The following is a 15748-nucleotide window of genomic DNA, read 5'->3' on the forward strand; positions in this document are numbered from 1 at the left end:
GCCGGCCGGGCCAGGCCCTCATCGGGCCGGATACACCGTCGAGAGCGTCACTCGTTGACGCAGGTGTTGCCGAAGGTCGGGTTCAGCAGGCCAATCGCGGAGATCGTGTTGCCGCAGACGTGCGCCGGAACGTGCACCGGCACCTGGGCCGCGTTGCCGGACAGGACGCCCGGCGAGTGCACGGCGGCACCCTGGGCACCCGAGTCGGCGACTGCCAGACCGGCACCGGCGAGTACGAGACCACCGGCGACGGTCGCAGCAGCGACGATCTTCTTGATCATGGTTCCTCCTTGTAGACAATGCGATCCCAGCCGCGGACCGCACAACCTCCAACGAGGTCCAGGCCGTTGAAGCTACGAACACATCGCGGCATTCACCCATTTCAGCGAAGTCGGCGCGAACGGCAGGTAATTCGCGCGGAGTTCGGCCTGGGCATCGGCCAACGGCCTTTTCAGCTCTGCTCGATGAACCGGTCCAGCACCCGCACCCCGAACTTCAGCCCGTCCACCGGCACACGCTCGTCGACACCGTGGAACATCCCCGCGAAGTCCAGCTCCGGCGGCAGCTTCAGCGGCGCGAACCCGAACCCGCGGATCCCGAGGTCGTCGAAGGACTTGGCGTCCGTGCCCGCGGAGAGCATGTACGGCACCGCGCGCGCGATCGGGTCCTCGGCCTGGAGCGCCGACTGCATCGCCTCCACCAGCGCACCGTCGAAGGTGGTCTCCAGCGCCTTGTCCGCGTGCACGTCCTCCCGCTGGACCCGCGGCCCCAGAATCCGGTCCAGGTCGGCCAGGAACTCCTCCTCGTAGCCCGGCAGGAAGCGCCCGTCGACATGCGCGGTGGCCTGCCCCGGGATCACGTTGACCTTGTAACCGGCGCCCAGCTGCGTCGGGTTGGCGGTGTTCCGCATCGAGGCGCCGATCAGCTTGGCCATACCGCCGAGCTTGGCCAGCGTCTCGTCCATGTTCTCCGGGTCGAGCTCGGTGCCCAGCGCGTCGCCGAGCTCGTCGAGGAAGGCCCGCAGCGTCTTGGTCACCCGCACCGGGAACTCGTGCCGCCCCAACCGCCCGACGGCCTCGGACAGTTCGGTGATCGCGTTGTCCCGGTGGATCATCGAACCGTGCCCGGCCGATCCGGCCACGGTCAGCTTCATCCAGTGCATGCCCTTCTGGGCGGTCTCCACCAGATACAGCCGCAGGTTCTCGTTGACGGTGAGGGAGAACCCGCCGACCTCGCTGATCGCCTCCGTCACGCCCTCGAAGAGATCCGGGTGGTGGTCGACGAGGTAGCGCGCGCCGTACGTACCTCCCGCCTCCTCGTCCGCCAGGAACGCCAGCACGATGTCCCGCGGCGGCTTGCGCCCCGTACGCAGCCGGTCACGCACGACCGCCAGCGTCATCGCGTCCATGTCCTTCATGTCGACCGCGCCGCGGCCCCAGACGCACCCGTCGGCGATCTCCCCGGAGAACGGGTGGTGGGTCCAGTCCTCCGCGTTGGCCGGCACGACATCGGTGTGCCCGTGGATCAGCAGCGCGGGGCGGGAGCGGTCCTCGCCCTCGATGCGCGCGACGGTCGAGGCACGCCCCTTGTGGGACTCGAAGATCTGCGGCTCCAGCCCGACCTCGGCGAGCTTCTCCGCGACGTACTCGGCGGCGGCGCGCTCCCCCGGCCCCGAGTGGTCTCCGTAGTTACTGGTGTCGAACCTGATCAGATCCCGGCACAGGTCGACCACCTCGTCCTCGCCGGTGACCGCACGGGCCGGCTGCGACGCGCTCATGCCGGAACCTCGCTTCGCCCGGCCCCGCGGTCGCGGGGCTCGTACCTCTCCATGGTTCGCTCGCGGAGCTCGCTCACACTGCCTCCTCTTGGTTCACGGCCGCGGGACGCCCCTGGGGCGCCCGCCGCGGCGGGGGTCCACCGCCATCCTCCACCCCGCACCCGCTCCGCCCAAGGCCGCAATACTCCCGACATGCGCTGGTCACAGCCCCGCGCCCGGCCAGACCCGCGGGTGATCGACCACCCCCGAACGTTTGCTATTGTTTTCCTCGTCGGAACGGCCCAGGGGCCGGAAAGACAGACACCTGGTCCGGGTGGCGGAATGGCAGACGCGCTAGCTTGAGGTGCTAGTGCCCTTTATCGGGCGTGGGGGTTCAAGTCCCCCCTCGGACACGATCTTACGATCTTACGTACACATACGAAGCGGGTTGTGACTTAACGGTCACAGCCCGCTTCGTCGCGTTGTAGGTCAGCTCAAGCCCGAACTCTTCGTAGATCGGGGCCTTGCTGCCGGTGTCGGCGGCGAGGAGTCGGTCGGTGAGGTCGCCGAGGGTCTTGATCATGTGGGTGATCTGCTCGTCGGTCAGGACTGTTCGCTGTGTGGCTCGGGCTGTGGCCAGTTGGTGTTGTGCGGCGGCTTTTTCGGCTTCGGCCTGGCTGATCCAGTCGGCGACGGTGGCGGGGTTGGCGCCGGCGTCGAGGGCGGCCCGGTACTGGGTGAGGCGCCGGTCGCATTCCGCGATGGCCTGCCGCGCTGCGCCGAGGTCGGGCTCGGCTGCGACGTGGGCTTGTTGGGACTGTTGCATGGCGTGCAACGTGGCTTTCAAGCGGCCCGGGGTGAAGACCGTGGCGATCCACTTGTCGAGCTCGGTCAGGATGAGGGCCTCCCGAACGTACACGGCCAAGGGGTGGTCGAAGCCTTCGCTCTTCGCGTACTCCGAGGGGTAGCGGCACCGGTAGTGGGGGTGGCCGTGGTTGAAGGTGCCCTGCATCTTGCGCTGGCACAGGAAGCAGCGGATGCGGCCGCGCAGGGCGTAGGGGCGTGTGGTGGTGCGGGGGCTGCGTTCGGCTGTGCGGTCTTGGCTGCGCTTGTGTCGCCGGGCTTGGGCGCGGTTGAAGGCCTCCATGGTGACGAGGGGTTCGTGGACGGGGCGGGTGGACCAGATCCACTGGTCGGGGGCGTTCCAGGTGAGTTTGGAGCGGTGGCCCAGGGTGACATCGTCGATGTCGAGGAGGACTTCGTCCTTGCGCTGCTTGTTCCAGACTTCGTGGCCGGTGTAGCGGGGGTTGATGAGGATGGCCCGGACGGCGCTCTTGGACCAGGCGCATCCGTCGCGGTGCCGGTTGCGGGCGCGGTCGTGGGCGGAGGGGCAGGGAATCCCGTCCCGGGTCAGCCCCTCGGCGATGGCATAGTCGCCCCTGCCACGGAGGTATTCGGTGAAGTTGCGGACGACGACCAGGGCGGTCTCAGGGTCGGGCTCAAGACGATGGAGACGTTTGCCGTCGGCGGCCTTGGCCGGATTCGGGTGCGGGCCGGCATCGACGATCCGGTAGCCATAGGGGGTCTGCCGCCGAGATAGCGGCCTTCGATCTTCGCCTGGGAGGCCATGGCCGTGTGCACGCGGATCTTGATGCGGTTGCGTTCGCCCTTGCTCATGCCACCGAAGACCGACATGACCAGGTCATGGGCCTCATTTTTCGGATCGATCGGCCCGCCGACTTCCGGGACCCACAGGGGCACGTCGAAGTGGACGAAGAGCGGGAAAGTGTTGCCGAACTGGTTGCCGTAGAAGGTGCGCTGGGGCTCCCCGATGACGACGGCGTCGAAGCCGCGGTTCGGGTCGCGGAGGGCTTCGAGGAGGGCGGGGGGGCGGCGTTTCCAGGGCAGGGCGCGGGAGTGGCCTGCGTCGAAGTACTCGGCGACGATCTCGCCGCCGGTGGGTTCGATGAGGGTGCGGGCGCGGGTGAGCTGCCAGTTGCGGGACGTCTCGGGGTCTTGGAGGTCCTCGGTGGAGCAGCGTCCGGCGAAAGCGAAGCGGGTCATGGGCGGTTCCTGAGTGGGGTGTGTATGGGGCACGGCGGATGAATAGTGGTCCGTGGTACCTCCCGCTCTGCTCAGAGGGCCAGTCGTCCGCCGTGCCCGCTTCGGTCAGGGGCGGTGAGTTCTTGTCGTGTCCGTCAGGCGGTTGTACTCAGCGATGAGGAAGCGCAGCACCGTTGCGTTCGAGGGCCTGGACCGGGTGCCGAACTGCCCACCGGAGGCGAGGAAACGAGGGTTTGCCGGGTCGAACCATGATCTCTCCAAGAGGAGGTGCTGGAAGGGATGTCTCATCGGACAGGCGTCTGTCCGGATAGGTCTCGGTAGTGTCCGGCGGCCGTGAGCAGCGGCAATCCGGAGACGCGGTGCGCCATCCACAGCCATCGGACACCCGTCGCGGTGTGCAAGTGGTACGTGTACGAACCGGTCCGCAGCTCACGGACAGCAGTCCCTGCGGCCTGGAGGTCGTCGAGCCACGCCATCACCCTTGCTCGGTCCGATTCGTTGGCCAGGCCGGCGAACACCAGCCGCACTTCGCTGCGGATCCAGGCGATGGCGCGGCCCGGGTACGGGGTGAGGAGGTCGGTGCCCGCGGCCATGCGGTCGCTGCCCGGCCTGAAGCAGGTCCGATAACACCAGTAGCTTCGGGGCGTCGGTTGCGTCATGCCGACCACCTGGGCTGTGCGAGCGCGGCAATGGCTTCACGCGATTCCTCGGCTTCGCGCCCCCAGAACTCGATCCAGACGTCCTTGCCCTGAGGAGTGAGATCAGCGCCCCAAGCGTCGGCGCTCTTGCTGAGCAAGAACATCCCGCGTCCACGCTCTGTGAGCCAGTCGGGCTCGCGCAGGACGGGGAGCACCTGGCTGTCGTCGCTGACCACGATGCGCACACCGGATGGCGATGCCTGGAGGAGAAGTACGCAGTCGTCGGAGTCTGCGTGTCTCTGCACGTTGGACAGCATCTCCGTGACGCACAGGACGGCCGGGTCAATCCACTGATCCCAACCCCAGTACCGCAGGAAGGCGGTGACGATTCGACGTATGCGCCCGATCTGCTGTGGGACAGCGGCAGGTTTGGGGAGAATGACATCCCACAAGCGCACGGTGCTGTCGTCGCTGGCGGTGGCGAGGGTGTGTCCGTCGGGACTGAACACCACCGATGCCAACCCGCCCGTGTCGCCTGGCAAGATGGCGCGGGTCCTGCCGGTGGCCACATCCCACAACCGCGCCGTCGTGTCGACACTGCCAGTGGCGAGGGTGCGCCCATCGGGACTGAAGGCCACCGACCACACCTCGTTGGTGTGGCCGGTGAGGGTGGCGTTGCTCTTGCCGGTGGCCGCGTCCCACAGCCGCACTGTTTTGTCGGCGCTGCCGGTGGCGACGGTGCGCCAACCTCGGCGCCCGAACCCTCAACGAACTCCTCACCACCGCCCGCCGCGGCCTGCGACACACCCAACATCACCCGGCCCTGGTCACCGGATTCCTCCCAGCCACCCACCTGGACTGGGACCCACAACCGTCAACCCCATAAGCAAAGGTCAGTAGACGGCGCTGCCAGCCCGTGCCCAGGCCAGCACGGCGAGGTTGCGGAGCATTCAGGGCAGAGGGATGGTGAACGAGAGGGCTCTGAGTTCTGAGCTGGCCAGTCGTTGGCTGTCTGTCGGCGCGGATCCCTGTCTCAAATGAGCGATACGCGCCTGCCCGTCTTGCGGCGGTGTGGGGGCAAGCCGTAGGTCTGTTCACTGCCTTCTTCATTGACAATCCACTGGTCACTCGATACGAGGAGTCACGTCATGCCTGCGAATTCCGTGGCGTCAGCGAGACTGACGGATGGGCGCCCGCAGATTTTCTGCGCGACAGAGAATGGACTGTTCAGCAACTGGAAAGTCGACCCGGACCCCAACGCGGCGTGGTCCGGGTGGCAACAATTTTCCGTGCCACCCCAGGGTGGGCTAATGGTTGCTGCTGCCTCCCTGACGGATGGCCGACCGCAGGTCCTGGCCGTGAACGGCATCGGCCAGGTGTGGACCACGTGGAAGGTGGACGAGGACCCCAACGCGACGTGGAGCGACTGGACCCAGTTCCCCCAGCTCGACAACGCAGTCACCGTGGGTGCGGCGACTCTTACGGACGGCCGTCCGCAGATCCAGGTCGCCACCGAGACGGGGCTGTTCACCACCTGGAAGCTGGATACGAACCCCGACGCTGGCTGGGCGGACTGGACCAACTTCAATGGCCTGTCAGGCGTTAGCTCTGTGGCGTCAGCCAGATTGACGGATGGGCGTCCGCAAATCTTCTGCGCGACAGGGAATGGACTGTTCAGCAACTGGAAAGTCGACACGGACCCCAACGCGGCATGGGTCGGGTGGCAGCAGTTCTCCGCGCCGCCTGGCGGTGCGATAGCGGTGGCGTGTGTGTCCCTGACGGATGGTCGACCGCAGATCGTGGCCGTGAACAGCGATGGCCAGGTGTGGACCACGTGGAAGGTGGGCGAGGACCCCAACGCGGCGTGGGCCGACTGGACCCAGTTCCCCCAGCCCGGATTCGCGGACACTGTGGGTGCGGCGACTCTTACGGACGGCCGTCCGCAGATCCAGGTCGCCACCGAGACGGGGCTGTTCACCACCTGGAAGCTGGACACGGACCCAGATGCTGGCTGGGCGGACTGGACCAACTTCAATGGCCCGCCCGGGGCCTGATGGCTCATGCCCCCCGACGCCACCACACCAACGCGCGCAGGGTCCTCGACACCCCCTTCGACCAACCGATGACCGTCCTTGCGCTACGCGGCGGCCAGCCCTTGCCGTCGCTGCCCGTGCACTTCCATCTGGTGGACACCGGCAGCACCGGCTGAAGGCCAGCAGGTCTGCCTGTGCAGTAACCAAGTGTTCGGCAGCCTTGGGGAACTTGGCTTCCAAGGCGTCCAGGACATGCCGCATCTGGGCGTGAACGGCGTCAGCATCCGGCTGTTCGAAGACAGTCCGCAGTAGCGTGGCCACCCACGGCTGGGCTGATTTCGGCACCTGGCTCAGCAGGTTCCTTGCGTAGTGGGTGCGGCACCTTTGCCAGGAGGCACCGGGCAGGACCGCGCCGAACGCGTCGACCAGGCCGGCGTGGGCGTCGGAGACGACCAGCTGGACGCCGGACAGTCCGCGAGTGATCAGCGAGCGCAGGAAGGCGAGCCAGCCGGCGCCGTCCTCGGCGGTGGCGACGTCCAGGCCGAGGATCTCGCGGTGTCCGCTGGCATTGACGCCGACCGCGATCAGGGCATGCACGTTGATGATGCGGCCGCCCTCGCGGACCTTCTGGGTCAGCGCGTCTACCCAGACGAACGCATACGGCCCGGTGTCCAAAGGCCGGTTGCGGAAGGCGGTGACCTGCTCGTCGAGGTGCCGGGCCATTGCGGACACCTGGGACTTCGACAGATGGGTCACCCCCAGGCTCTCGGCGAGCTTCTCGACGCGGCGGGTGGAGACGCCCAGCAGGTAGGCGGTGGCGACCACGCTGATGAGGGCCTGTTCGGCACGGCGCCTGCGTTCGAGGAGCCAGTGTGGGAAGTAACTTCCCTGCCGAAGCTTGGGGATGGCCAGCTCGACGGTCCCGGCGCGGGTGTCCCACTCGCGGGGGCGATAGCCGTTGCGGTGGTTGACTCGTCCGTCGCTGACCTGCCCGTATTCGGCATGGCACAGGGCGTCGGCCTCGGCGGACATGAGGGCGTCGGCGAACGTCTTGACCATCGCGTGCAGCAGATCGGGACTCGCCGAGGCGAGGTTGTCTTCGGCCAGAGCGTGCAGGGGCACACTGTCAGGTGCGGTCATCGTGCTGATCTCCTTCAAAGACTTGGTCGTCTTGAAAGATCAGCCGGTGGCCGTTCGTCCATGCGGGCCTCATCCCGACGCCGGAGCAAACCCCCGGATCAGGTCCAACCCGTACACCACTCCCCAGGACGCAACCACGCTCTACGACGCGACGATCACGGCCCTGAAGCTGAACGATCCGGCCACCGGCGCGCCGTTGATCAGCGTCATCCTCGACTACCTGGCAACATCCCATGGTTGGCGTACGGGCCGTGGGTATGCTGGCGAGCCCTACGGCATGTCCAACCAGTTGTTCTTTAAGAACAGCGTCGGCGGGGTGGTATGGGTCATGGACCTGAGCACCTTCCTTCTTGAATGCGGCTGGGACAGGTGGCACGTCACCCACGGAAGGCGGCGACCGGTATAACGTTGCCTGGTTCGACGTTTGTGAAGGTGGGCGAATTCAAGGGGTCGTTGCAACACCGCTGGTCATGCGGCTGTTGTGAGGAGCTCAGCGAGGCGCTCGGCTGGGGTTTTCCAGGCGAGCGTTTTGCGTGGGCGGCCGTTGAGTTGGGCGGCGATGGCGTCGAGGTGTTCGCGGCTGTGCCTGGACAGGTCGGTGCCCTTGAGGAAGTACTGCCGCAGAAGTCCGTTCGTGTTCTCGTTGGATCCGCGTTGCCAGGGGCTGGATGGGTCGCAGAAGTAGACGGGCATGCCCGTGGCCATGGAGAACTGGTGGTGCAGGCCCATTTCGGAGCCCTGGTCCCAGGTCAGGGAGCGTCGCAGGTGGGCTGGGAGGGTGCTGACGGTGTCGATCAGTGCGTCGCGGACGGTGATGGTGTCGCGGTTGCCGGGCAGGTGGACCAGCATCACGTAGCGGGTGGTCCGCTCGACCAGGGTGCCGATCGCGGAGCCGTTGTTCTTGCCGATGATCAGGTCTCCCTCCCAGTGGCCGGGAACGGCCCGGTCCTCGGCCTCGGCCGGCCGGTCGCTGATCATCGCCATCGGTGCCGGGTAGCGCGGAGCGCGCTGGTCGGGACGGCGTTGAGGCTTGCGGAGGGTGCGGCCGGTCCGCAGTGCCTTGGTGAGTTCGCGGCGTAGCTCGCCCCGGCCCTGGACGTAGAGGGCCTGGTAGATCGTCTCGTGCGACACGTGCATCTCCGGCTGGTCGGGGAAGTGCAGGCGCAGGCTCTGGCTGATCTGCTCGGGGCTCCACTTCAGCCCCAGCCGCGACTGGATGGTGTCACGTAGCAGCAGACACGCCGCGATCTTCCCGCCCTTGGGGCGGGGCCGCCTGGCTCGTGCGCGGGCGTGCGCTGCGTGCGGCCGGTACTGGCCTTTCACGGGGTGCTGGTTGCGGCGGATCTCCCGGCTGATGGTGGACGGGCTGCGGCCCAGCTCGGCCGCGATGGTCCGGATGGTGGCCTTCTCCCGTAGCCGGTCGGCGATGTGTATCCGCTCGTCCTCGCCGAGATAACGGGATTCGCCACGGACCTCGATCAGCCGCGTCCTGGCCGTTCTGACGGCACGGACCGCGACCGTGGGCGCGTCCTCCGCCCTCGGCCGCGGTCTCTTCACCCGGCCCTCTGGCCGTCCGTAACGCCACTCCCGGCCGGTCCGCTCGTGTACTTCCACGATCCGGCTGGCCTGCGCGTTACTCATTCCTTGATCCACAAGGGAAAGGTAGAGCTCACGCTCCTTCAGGAGCTTCCTGGGCCCCTGCGGCCTCCGGTCCTCCCGGATCTCGAAGTCCACTGCAACTCCCTACAGATGGGGTGTTGCAACGACCTCTTGAACCGAAGCGTGGTGAGGGCCTTTCGTTCTGTCCCCGCAGGTGCGGTGCGGCCACCGCCCCGAACGGTGCCGGTGCCGACTCGGAGACGACGGACAACAACTGCGGCTAGCGGGTGGCCAGGCCGCTGACCGTCGCTGCTGGATGTCAGGCGCAGATGCTCAGTCCATGGCCATGGGGGCCGAAGTCGTCCGAGCTATTGATCCGAAACTCAATCGGTTCCATTCGAGGATGTAGCGGATGCGGTGGCTGCCGAAGCAGCCGCGGATGCTGTGCGGCTGAAGCTGGCGGCGGTGGAAGAATCGGCGGGTTTCGGTGGCGAGTTGGGCCTGGTCGCGAGCCGGCTGTGCATGGGCGGGCTGCGTTTGAGGTCAGCGTTGACCAGCTCGTCAGGGTTGAATTCGGGTGAGTACGACGGCAGGAAGTGCAGCTCGATGCGGTCGGGGTGATCGGCGAGCCAGGCGCGGACCTTGCGGGAGCGGTGCGCAAAGTGGCCGTCCAGGACGAGGTGCACCTTGCGGTCGAAGTGGCCTGCGAGCCGGACGAGGAAGCGGCACATCACGCCGGCACGTTTCCACAGCTGCCCGGCATGCTCCAGGTCACAGGGCCGGTGACCCAGCACGGCCTGCCGGATCGCCTCCTGCTCGATCGCAGCGAGAACCTGATGTTCACCGACGCGCCGGCCACGCGGCTGGGCCACAAGCGCCGCACTGCCTCCTGCCAGCCACGTCACCCACCAGTTGTCCACGGCCTTGAGCGAGACCTTGAACAGCACCGCGACATCCCCGTGGCCCCGGCACGCCACCAGCGCGGCAACACCCCGCATCCGAAGGGACTCCTGCGCCGACGGCGACAACTGCCGCGCATCCCCCACCAGTTCACTCACGCAGAGATCAACGACCCAGAAAACCTCCCGGCAACTGGCAACAGAAATCACCGGTCCACCGCGATCAACCTAGTGCGCCAGAAGTAAAGCCGGGGAGACAAAGGCACACACGAGCTGATCACTGGCGGCCCCTCGCTCACGTGATTGCTGATTCAAGATCCGGATGATCCTGCGGCAATGGCGGCACTACCCGGTGGTAGGGCCAGACTGGCCACCCGGCGTAGGGCCATTAGGCCCTAGCCGCCAGCGAATTTCCAGATGAAACCTAGATCATAACCGAGAAGATCAGGAAGCCGGGAACCGAAAATGACCAAGAGGGGCGCCACGCGCCACGCAACCATAAGGCGAGCATTCGGGCTCGTCGCAGCCACCGCAATGGCGACCGGGGCACTCATCGGGGGCACCAGCACAGCCGTCGCACAGAGCAGTGCAGGAGTCAGCCCCGCCAGCGTACAAAATCCTCCCCCGGACCCGAGTAATTCCGATAGCAACCAGTACAGCAGTCCCGGTGGCAACCTGTACTACAGGGGCCATGAACGCGGTGAATCGCTCGGCCGTGACCAAGCCCACCTCGACTGGCACCATGGTCGGACAGGCCGCGTCTTCGAGCCCCCCTCGGGTAAAGGGCACGACACCTATGACTACGGACTATGGGAGGGCGCACGGCATGGGTATTCGATGACGATCCAATGGCATTTGCACCACACCCTTGGCGTGGACACGATCACGGGTAATCGCTTGCATCCCACGCATTCGCGTTGATCATCTGCCGTAGCGGTAGCCCTCCGGCAGTTGCCGCGCCCTCCAGCATCCCGGCGCTGGCCACATCCAGCCGACGCAGAAATTCGGCAGCGACAGACAGAGCACCCAGACGCTTCTCCACCACGGCACTGACCACGCATTCCATGCGCGGACGCATCGTCCGTGGCCGCGGGGACCGGGAAGACTTCGTCACACCCCACCAACGCGACCACCGCCCCGCCAGACACCCACACAGGCTCCGAACCAGCCGATTCGGTCACCCGCGAAGTACGGAACTAGCCCGTGGTGAAGCAGAACTCGTGGATGTGGTCGTCGATACCGCGATAGACCACGTGCAGGGTCTTGTCGACGTCCCAGGAGTAGACGGCCGGGTCACCAGCCGCGTGGGGAGCCGCACCGGTGTCGGACAGATCCGTGTGGTGCCACTCGCCATTGCGCACGAGGTCGTGGATGTGGTCGTCGGTGCCGCGATAGACCACGTGCAGGGTCTTGTCGACGTCCCAGGAGCGGACAGCCGGGTCACCAGCGGCGTTCGGAGCCCCACTGGTAGCGGACAGGTCGTTGTGGTGCCATTCGACGTCGCCCGTGTACACCCCCAGCAGCTCGTGGAGGTGACCGTTGCCATCGCGGTAGACGATGTGCTGTTCGCCCTTGTCGTTCTGCGCATCCCCGGCAGGGTTGCCGACCGCAGCCGGCGGGTTGCCGGTGGTCACGGCGGTGATGTCCCCCTTGTACTGGGCGCCGAAGTGGCGGGAGAGCGACAGAAGACAGAGGTGGTCGTCGGTGCTGCGATAGACCACGTTCATGCCGTTGTCCATCGCCCAGCGGTAGACGGCGGTCGGGCCGCCGGCCGCTTCCGGAGGCGTGTCCGGCGCGAAAAGGACGCTGGGACCGGTGTCGCTCCACACGGACTCGAATTCCGACAAGTCGTGGATTCCACTGTCGGAGCCGCGGTAGAGCACGGTCGGTTCGTCGAAGTCGTTGAGGATGATGCCGATGGGCTCGTCCGTGGAGTCTGGTGGGTCGCCTTGTGCCGTGCCGGTGAGATCGGTGTGATGCCAGGTGCCATCGAACGACAGTCCGTGAACGTGGCTGTCCGTCCCGCGGAAGAAGACGTACGCGGCTGCACCGGAGGTGCTCCCGGCAACAGGATCCCCTGCCGACTCCAGCGGGTCACCTCGGGCCGTGCTGGTGAGATCGGTGTGACGCCAGGCGCCATCGAACGACAGTTCGTGAATATGGCCGTCCGCACCACGGTGGACCACACGCTCGGTTTTGTCGGCGTCCACGGTGTACCCGGCGGGATTGCCTGCCGACGGTGGGCCGCCGCCAGCACGAGTGAGGTCGTTGTACTGCCACGTCATGCCGTTTCTCCTCGACTTGAACCGGAAGCCGTGGGCCGGGTCGACACGGTCGGCCGACCCGGCCCACGGCGACAGGCGTGTTCAGGTGCTTCCGGTGCGAATGTTCCCGGTGATGTACTGGAAGTACGGGCTGCCGGTATCGCAGGCCTGCCCGGTCTGGTCGGTTCCCGCGGGCGTGCTTCCGGCGAACCAGTCCTCGACGATCTGTGCCTGCGCTTCGATGCTGAACTCGTCGTTAGGACGCACCTGCGGGACCGTAACTGTAGGCATTGCCCCCGGTGGCCTCACAGACCTTCGCGGCGAAGGCTTCGGCCAGGAACGTGAGATCCATCGGGGTGTGGTGGATCTGCCACACCTGGACCAGTTCGTGGACCGGAAAACGGTCGGTGCCCCGCTCTTGCATCCCGCGGTAAACACCCCGTCCCAATTCAGTCTGCGACTCCGTGGCGACAGCGGCAACCGGAGCTCCGCTGCGGCCTCGCGGTAACCGGCGATGGCGGCATCCCGCTGCACCTGAATGGCGGACAGTACTCGCGGAGCCGATGCCGGGCAGGAGTGTCGCCAAGGCCTGACCCAGGGCTGGCTCCGATCGTTCTTGAGGCTGTGACAGTTTGCTGACGCGGGCTCTGGGCTTTTGCGGATGGGTGTGTTTTGTCTTGTGGGTGTGGCGCGGCCAGAGTGTCGACTCGGGGGCGCACGGCCGCCTCCAGCTCCTGGCCAACTAGCGGCCGCGGGAGTCTGTGCGTGGGTGGTCTTGAGGTAATGCCCGCGCTTTGGCAGCGCCGGCGTCGCCGGGTTTCTAGGGTGTGGTGGTTGCGGTGTGGAAGAACTCGGCTGCGGTGACGGTGGCGGGGACGCCGAGTTCGGCGGCGACCGCGGTGATCGCGGTGGCTCCGACGGTGAGGTCGGCTTGGCCGTCGGTGGTGAAGTACGGTGCGATGAACCTCTCGTAGTGGGCTCGGACTTCATCCTCGGTCTGTCCGCCGAGGAACGTCCGCATGTGCCGCACCGTGGTGTCAGGGTCGTTGTGGATCACCTGCAGGGCGCGCCGGTGGGCTCGTGCGATGGCCTGGACCGCGGGGTCGTCCGGGGAGATGTAGGTGGGGTCGACGGCCACGCCCACGGTGGGTATCTGGAAGCGGTCGCCGACCCAGGCCAGCACCTGCCAGCCGTGCTCGGCGGCGACCGCCTCAGGTGCCATGGTGCTGCCGACGTAGGCGGCGTCGATGCTGCCGTTGTGCAGGTGACGCAGGTCCATGCCGTAGTCGCCGGGATAGCGGACAACGGTGTGGACGTCGCGGTCCGGGTCGAGGCCGGCCTGGCGCAGCACGATCCGGGCGAAGCACCCGGGTGGGGTGTGGGGGGCGTGGACCGCGAGCCGTTGGCCGGCCAGGTCGGCCAGGGAGGTCAGGCCGGGGCGGGCGAGGAACCAGAACAGCGGGTGGTGGGTGTTGACATTGAATGCGACCCAGGGGATGCCGTCGGTCAGCCGGGACAGCAGTGCCCTGCCGAGCCCGATAGTGGCACAGCGGCGCAGGCGCTCAACGTTCCAGGAGCAGCCGTCGCGCAGCGCGACGTGGACGCCCTCGTCGGCGTAGAAGTCCTCCTGGTCGGCGATGTAGGCGGCCAGTTCCTCGTGCAGGCCCCGCCCGACATAGGCGAGATCGATCGTGTACATGGAGCTCTTCCTTGATCGTGTCATCGCCGCGCTGAGGTGACCGTGCGGTGGATACCGGTCGGGCTGTCAGTCCATCGACATCCCGCCGTTGACCGCGGCCGTGGTGCCGGTCATGAAGGCGTTGTCCTCGCCGGCGTAGAAGGCGACGGCTTGGGCGACATCGGCCGGGCGTGCCAGGCGACCCATGGGGGTCAGGGCCACCTGCCGCTGCTTGATCTTCTCATCGAGCGCGGACCCCATGCGGGTGTCCTCCACCGGGCCGGCTGCGACGATGTTGACCGTGATGCCCTGCGGGCCCAGTTCCTGGGCAAGGTAGCGGGCGAACTGCTCCAGGGCGGCCTTGGCCGCGCCCAGCGCGATCATGCCCTGGCGGGGCCGACGGCTGAGGCCGGTGCTGATGTAGATGATGCGTCCCCAGCCCTGTTCGCTCATGGCGGGCAAGACGGCCTTGGTAACCGCGAACGCCGCATGCATCTCGGCGTCGATCTTGCCGCCCAGTTCTTCCCACGTCATGTCCTGGAACGACTTGACCGCATACGGGATGAGCGCGTTGTGCACGAGCACGTCGATGCCGCCCCAGGCCGCCTGGACCTGCTCGACCATGCTCTCGATCGCCGCCGGCTCGCGCACGTCGGCCTGCACGGCCATGGCCTGGCCGCCTGCCGCCTCGATGTCGGCCACGACCTCCTCGGCCGCCTTGGTGTTGCGGAGGTAGTTGACCACCACGCGCATCCCTCGCGCGGCCAGAAGGCGTGCGGTGGACGCGCCGATTCCGCTGCTGGCCCCTGTCACCAATGCCACTCTGCCGGTTGCCCCGGTCATGGGCCCACTTCCTGTTCGTCGTCGCGCGCCGTCGGAATGACCGCCCGGAGCCCTCCGCCGTCGGTGCCGGGGTCTGCTGAGCGGATTGCCCCGTGGAGCACGGTGTCGACGGTCGCTCGCAGCAGATCGGCCGCGGTCCAGTCGAGTTCGTGCGGCAACTGCGAGTTGAGCAGCCGCTCCAGCGCGCCGCGGGTGATCTCACTCAGCAGCTCGGGCGGTGCCGACAGCAGTCCCTGCCGGTGCCCGTCCCGGAACAACTCGTCGAGCCTCCGGTAGACCATCGCATCCGCACGCTGCTCCACGTACTGGCGCAGCATCGCATCACCCCGCCCCGTCGCGAGCTGAGCTGCGGCGATGCGCCCGAGCTCGCTGCCTGCCGCGATCAGGAAGCGCCGTACCCGCACATCGAAGGGCTGCCCTTCCCCGCCCTCGGCCGCTGCCACCAGCGTGCGCTCCACCGCCGCGAACTGCCGCTCCAGCACCGCGGCCAGCAGGCTGCGCTTGTCCGGGAAGTGACGGTAGAGCGTCTTCTTGCTCATCCGGAGCTCACGGGCGAGATCGTCCATGCTGACCCGCCCGGAACCCGGGGCGAGGAACAGTCGACCGGCCGCCTCCACGATCACGTCAGTGCGCTGCCCGCCACGGTCGGAAACTTGAGAAGCTGATTCAGTTTCCATGGTTCTCATGGTGGCTCCCCGTCCCTGCGCTGTGCAAGGCGCGCCTTCCGGGCAGGTGGGGCTACGTGACCGACTGCCGTGATCTTGACCGGCGCGAAGGAAGGCCGCCTCGGGGATAGACGGATGCGTGGTTGGCGCCGACATTGATCTTGCTTGC

At 67.1% G+C, this 15748-nt stretch carries 17 protein-coding genes, 1 tRNA gene and 3 pseudogenes; 3 read left to right on the top strand and 18 right to left on the bottom strand.

Annotation, left to right across the window (positions count from 1 at the left end; all coding sequences use genetic code 11):
* Positions 1-47: 47 nt before the first annotated feature.
* Positions 48-281, bottom strand: coding sequence for a chaplin (locus tag IEZ17_RS25025; RefSeq protein WP_189303741.1), 234 nt, complete (start codon positions 279-281; stop codon positions 48-50).
* Between the two features lie 170 nt (positions 282-451).
* Positions 452-1777 carry a M20/M25/M40 family metallo-hydrolase gene (locus IEZ17_RS25030; protein WP_189303742.1) on the bottom strand — a complete coding sequence of 442 codons (1326 nt, stop codon included), beginning with the start codon at positions 1775-1777 and terminating at the stop codon, positions 452-454.
* 307 nt (positions 1778-2084) lie between these two features.
* Between IEZ17_RS25030 and IEZ17_RS25035 the strand changes: the two genes are divergently transcribed.
* Positions 2085-2169, top strand: a tRNA-Leu gene (locus tag IEZ17_RS25035).
* Between the two features lie 5 nt (positions 2170-2174).
* On the opposite strand, the gene IEZ17_RS42790 is transcribed toward IEZ17_RS25035, so the two are convergent.
* The 6 genes and pseudogenes from IEZ17_RS42790 to IEZ17_RS44560 form a co-directional block, all read right to left on the bottom strand.
* Positions 2175-2903, bottom strand: coding sequence for a recombinase zinc ribbon domain-containing protein (locus IEZ17_RS42790; protein ID WP_229852610.1), 729 nt, complete (start codon positions 2901-2903; stop codon positions 2175-2177).
* Between the two features lie 18 nt (positions 2904-2921).
* A pseudogene (locus IEZ17_RS44555) lies at positions 2922-3236 on the bottom strand (recombinase family protein); the annotation flags it as partial.
* Positions 3167-3820 (bottom strand): recombinase family protein, encoded by a 654-nt coding sequence (locus IEZ17_RS42795; RefSeq protein ID WP_229852612.1) that lies wholly within the window; start codon positions 3818-3820, stop codon positions 3167-3169. The gene IEZ17_RS42795 and the pseudogene IEZ17_RS44555, both read right to left, overlap by 70 nt.
* Before the next feature lie 284 nt (positions 3821-4104).
* Positions 4105-4479, bottom strand: coding sequence for a hypothetical protein (locus IEZ17_RS42800; RefSeq protein WP_229852613.1), 375 nt, complete (start codon positions 4477-4479; stop codon positions 4105-4107).
* Positions 4476-5168 carry an ATP-binding protein gene (locus IEZ17_RS25050; protein WP_189303744.1) on the bottom strand — a complete coding sequence of 231 codons (693 nt, stop codon included), beginning with the start codon at positions 5166-5168 and terminating at the stop codon, positions 4476-4478. The genes IEZ17_RS42800 and IEZ17_RS25050 overlap by 4 nt, the downstream gene beginning before the upstream one ends.
* A pseudogene (locus IEZ17_RS44560) lies at positions 5154-5198 on the bottom strand (hypothetical protein); the annotation flags it as partial. The pseudogene IEZ17_RS44560 and the gene IEZ17_RS25050, both read right to left, overlap by 15 nt.
* Positions 5199-5768: 570 nt before the next feature.
* On the opposite strand from IEZ17_RS44560, the gene IEZ17_RS45695 reads away from it, so the two are divergent.
* Positions 5769-6512 carry a DUF8189 domain-containing protein gene (locus IEZ17_RS45695; RefSeq protein WP_506005258.1) on the top strand — a complete coding sequence of 248 codons (744 nt, stop codon included), beginning with the start codon at positions 5769-5771 and terminating at the stop codon, positions 6510-6512.
* Positions 6513-6662: 150 nt separating this feature from the next.
* Here the strand turns inward: IEZ17_RS45695 and IEZ17_RS25055 are convergent.
* A pseudogene (locus tag IEZ17_RS25055) lies at positions 6663-7631 on the bottom strand (IS256 family transposase); the annotation flags it as partial.
* Position 7632: 1 nt separating this feature from the next.
* Between IEZ17_RS25055 and IEZ17_RS25060 the strand changes: the two are divergent.
* On the top strand, positions 7633-8037 hold the full coding sequence (locus tag IEZ17_RS25060; protein ID WP_189303746.1) for a hypothetical protein: 405 nt from the start codon (positions 7633-7635) through the stop codon (positions 8035-8037).
* A gap of 62 nt (positions 8038-8099) precedes the next feature.
* Here the strand turns inward: IEZ17_RS25060 and IEZ17_RS25065 are convergent, their stop codons facing one another.
* The 9 genes from IEZ17_RS25065 to IEZ17_RS25105 form a co-directional block, all read right to left on the bottom strand.
* Entirely contained in the window at positions 8100-9272 is a 1173-nt protein-coding gene (locus IEZ17_RS25065) for an IS30 family transposase (RefSeq protein ID WP_189303748.1), read from the bottom strand.
* A 341-nt stretch (positions 9273-9613) separates the two neighbouring features.
* A complete protein-coding gene (locus IEZ17_RS25070) occupies positions 9614-10339 on the bottom strand; it encodes a transposase (RefSeq protein WP_229852614.1) in 726 nt (241 codons plus the stop codon).
* A 673-nt stretch (positions 10340-11012) separates the two neighbouring features.
* On the bottom strand, positions 11013-11195 hold the full coding sequence (locus IEZ17_RS25075; protein WP_189303750.1) for a hypothetical protein: 183 nt from the start codon (positions 11193-11195) through the stop codon (positions 11013-11015).
* A 130-nt stretch (positions 11196-11325) separates the two neighbouring features.
* Positions 11326-12414, bottom strand: a complete 1089-nt coding sequence (locus IEZ17_RS25080; RefSeq protein WP_189303752.1) for a hypothetical protein — start codon at positions 12412-12414, stop codon at positions 11326-11328.
* A gap of 81 nt (positions 12415-12495) precedes the next feature.
* Complete coding sequence (locus tag IEZ17_RS25085) at positions 12496-12660, bottom strand: hypothetical protein (RefSeq protein ID WP_189303753.1); 165 nt, start codon at positions 12658-12660, stop codon at positions 12496-12498.
* Positions 12650-12817 (bottom strand): hypothetical protein, encoded by a 168-nt coding sequence (locus IEZ17_RS25090; protein WP_189303755.1) that lies wholly within the window; start codon positions 12815-12817, stop codon positions 12650-12652. The genes IEZ17_RS25085 and IEZ17_RS25090 overlap by 11 nt, the downstream gene beginning before the upstream one ends.
* 396 nt (positions 12818-13213) lie before the next feature.
* Positions 13214-14092: an ABC transporter substrate-binding protein gene (locus IEZ17_RS25095; protein WP_189303757.1), complete on the bottom strand. Its 879-nt coding sequence runs from the start codon at positions 14090-14092 to the stop codon at positions 13214-13216.
* Positions 14093-14158: 66 nt separating this feature from the next.
* Entirely contained in the window at positions 14159-14914 is a 756-nt protein-coding gene (locus IEZ17_RS25100) for an SDR family NAD(P)-dependent oxidoreductase (RefSeq protein WP_189303759.1), read from the bottom strand.
* Positions 14911-15735 carry a TetR/AcrR family transcriptional regulator gene (locus IEZ17_RS25105; RefSeq protein ID WP_308427697.1) on the bottom strand — a complete coding sequence of 275 codons (825 nt, stop codon included), beginning with the start codon at positions 15733-15735 and terminating at the stop codon, positions 14911-14913. The genes IEZ17_RS25100 and IEZ17_RS25105 overlap by 4 nt, the downstream gene beginning before the upstream one ends.
* Positions 15736-15748 lie beyond the last annotated feature (13 nt).

It is taken from the genome of Streptomyces albospinus, from assembly GCF_014648695.1.
Lineage (GTDB): Bacteria > Actinomycetota > Actinomycetes > Streptomycetales > Streptomycetaceae > Streptomyces > Streptomyces albospinus.

Bases quoted from the DNA above. Each gene is read 5' to 3' on its own strand.
- IEZ17_RS25025 (WP_189303741.1), bottom strand. From the start codon at position 281: ATGATCAAGAAGATCGTCGCTGCTGCGACCGTCGCCGGTGGTCTCGTA.
- IEZ17_RS25030 (WP_189303742.1), bottom strand. From the start codon at position 1,777: ATGAGCGCGTCGCAGCCGGCCCGTGCGGTCACCGGCGAGGACGAGGTG.
- IEZ17_RS42790 (WP_229852610.1), bottom strand. From the start codon at position 2,903: ATGGAGGCCTTCAACCGCGCCCAAGCCCGGCGACACAAGCGCAGCCAA.
- IEZ17_RS42795 (WP_229852612.1), bottom strand. From the start codon at position 3,820: ATGACCCGCTTCGCTTTCGCCGGACGCTGCTCCACCGAGGACCTCCAA.
- IEZ17_RS42800 (WP_229852613.1), bottom strand. From the start codon at position 4,479: ATGACGCAACCGACGCCCCGAAGCTACTGGTGTTATCGGACCTGCTTC.
- IEZ17_RS45695 (WP_506005258.1), top strand. From the start codon at position 5,769: ATGGTTGCTGCTGCCTCCCTGACGGATGGCCGACCGCAGGTCCTGGCC.
- IEZ17_RS25065 (WP_189303748.1), bottom strand. From the start codon at position 9,272: ATGAGTAACGCGCAGGCCAGCCGGATCGTGGAAGTACACGAGCGGACC.
- IEZ17_RS25075 (WP_189303750.1), bottom strand. From the start codon at position 11,195: ATGGAATGCGTGGTCAGTGCCGTGGTGGAGAAGCGTCTGGGTGCTCTG.
- IEZ17_RS25080 (WP_189303752.1), bottom strand. From the start codon at position 12,414: ATGACGTGGCAGTACAACGACCTCACTCGTGCTGGCGGCGGCCCACCG.
- IEZ17_RS25090 (WP_189303755.1), bottom strand. From the start codon at position 12,817: ATGCAAGAGCGGGGCACCGACCGTTTTCCGGTCCACGAACTGGTCCAG.
- IEZ17_RS25095 (WP_189303757.1), bottom strand. From the start codon at position 14,092: ATGTACACGATCGATCTCGCCTATGTCGGGCGGGGCCTGCACGAGGAA.
- IEZ17_RS25100 (WP_189303759.1), bottom strand. From the start codon at position 14,914: ATGACCGGGGCAACCGGCAGAGTGGCATTGGTGACAGGGGCCAGCAGC.
- IEZ17_RS25105 (WP_308427697.1), bottom strand. From the start codon at position 15,735: ATGTCGGCGCCAACCACGCATCCGTCTATCCCCGAGGCGGCCTTCCTT.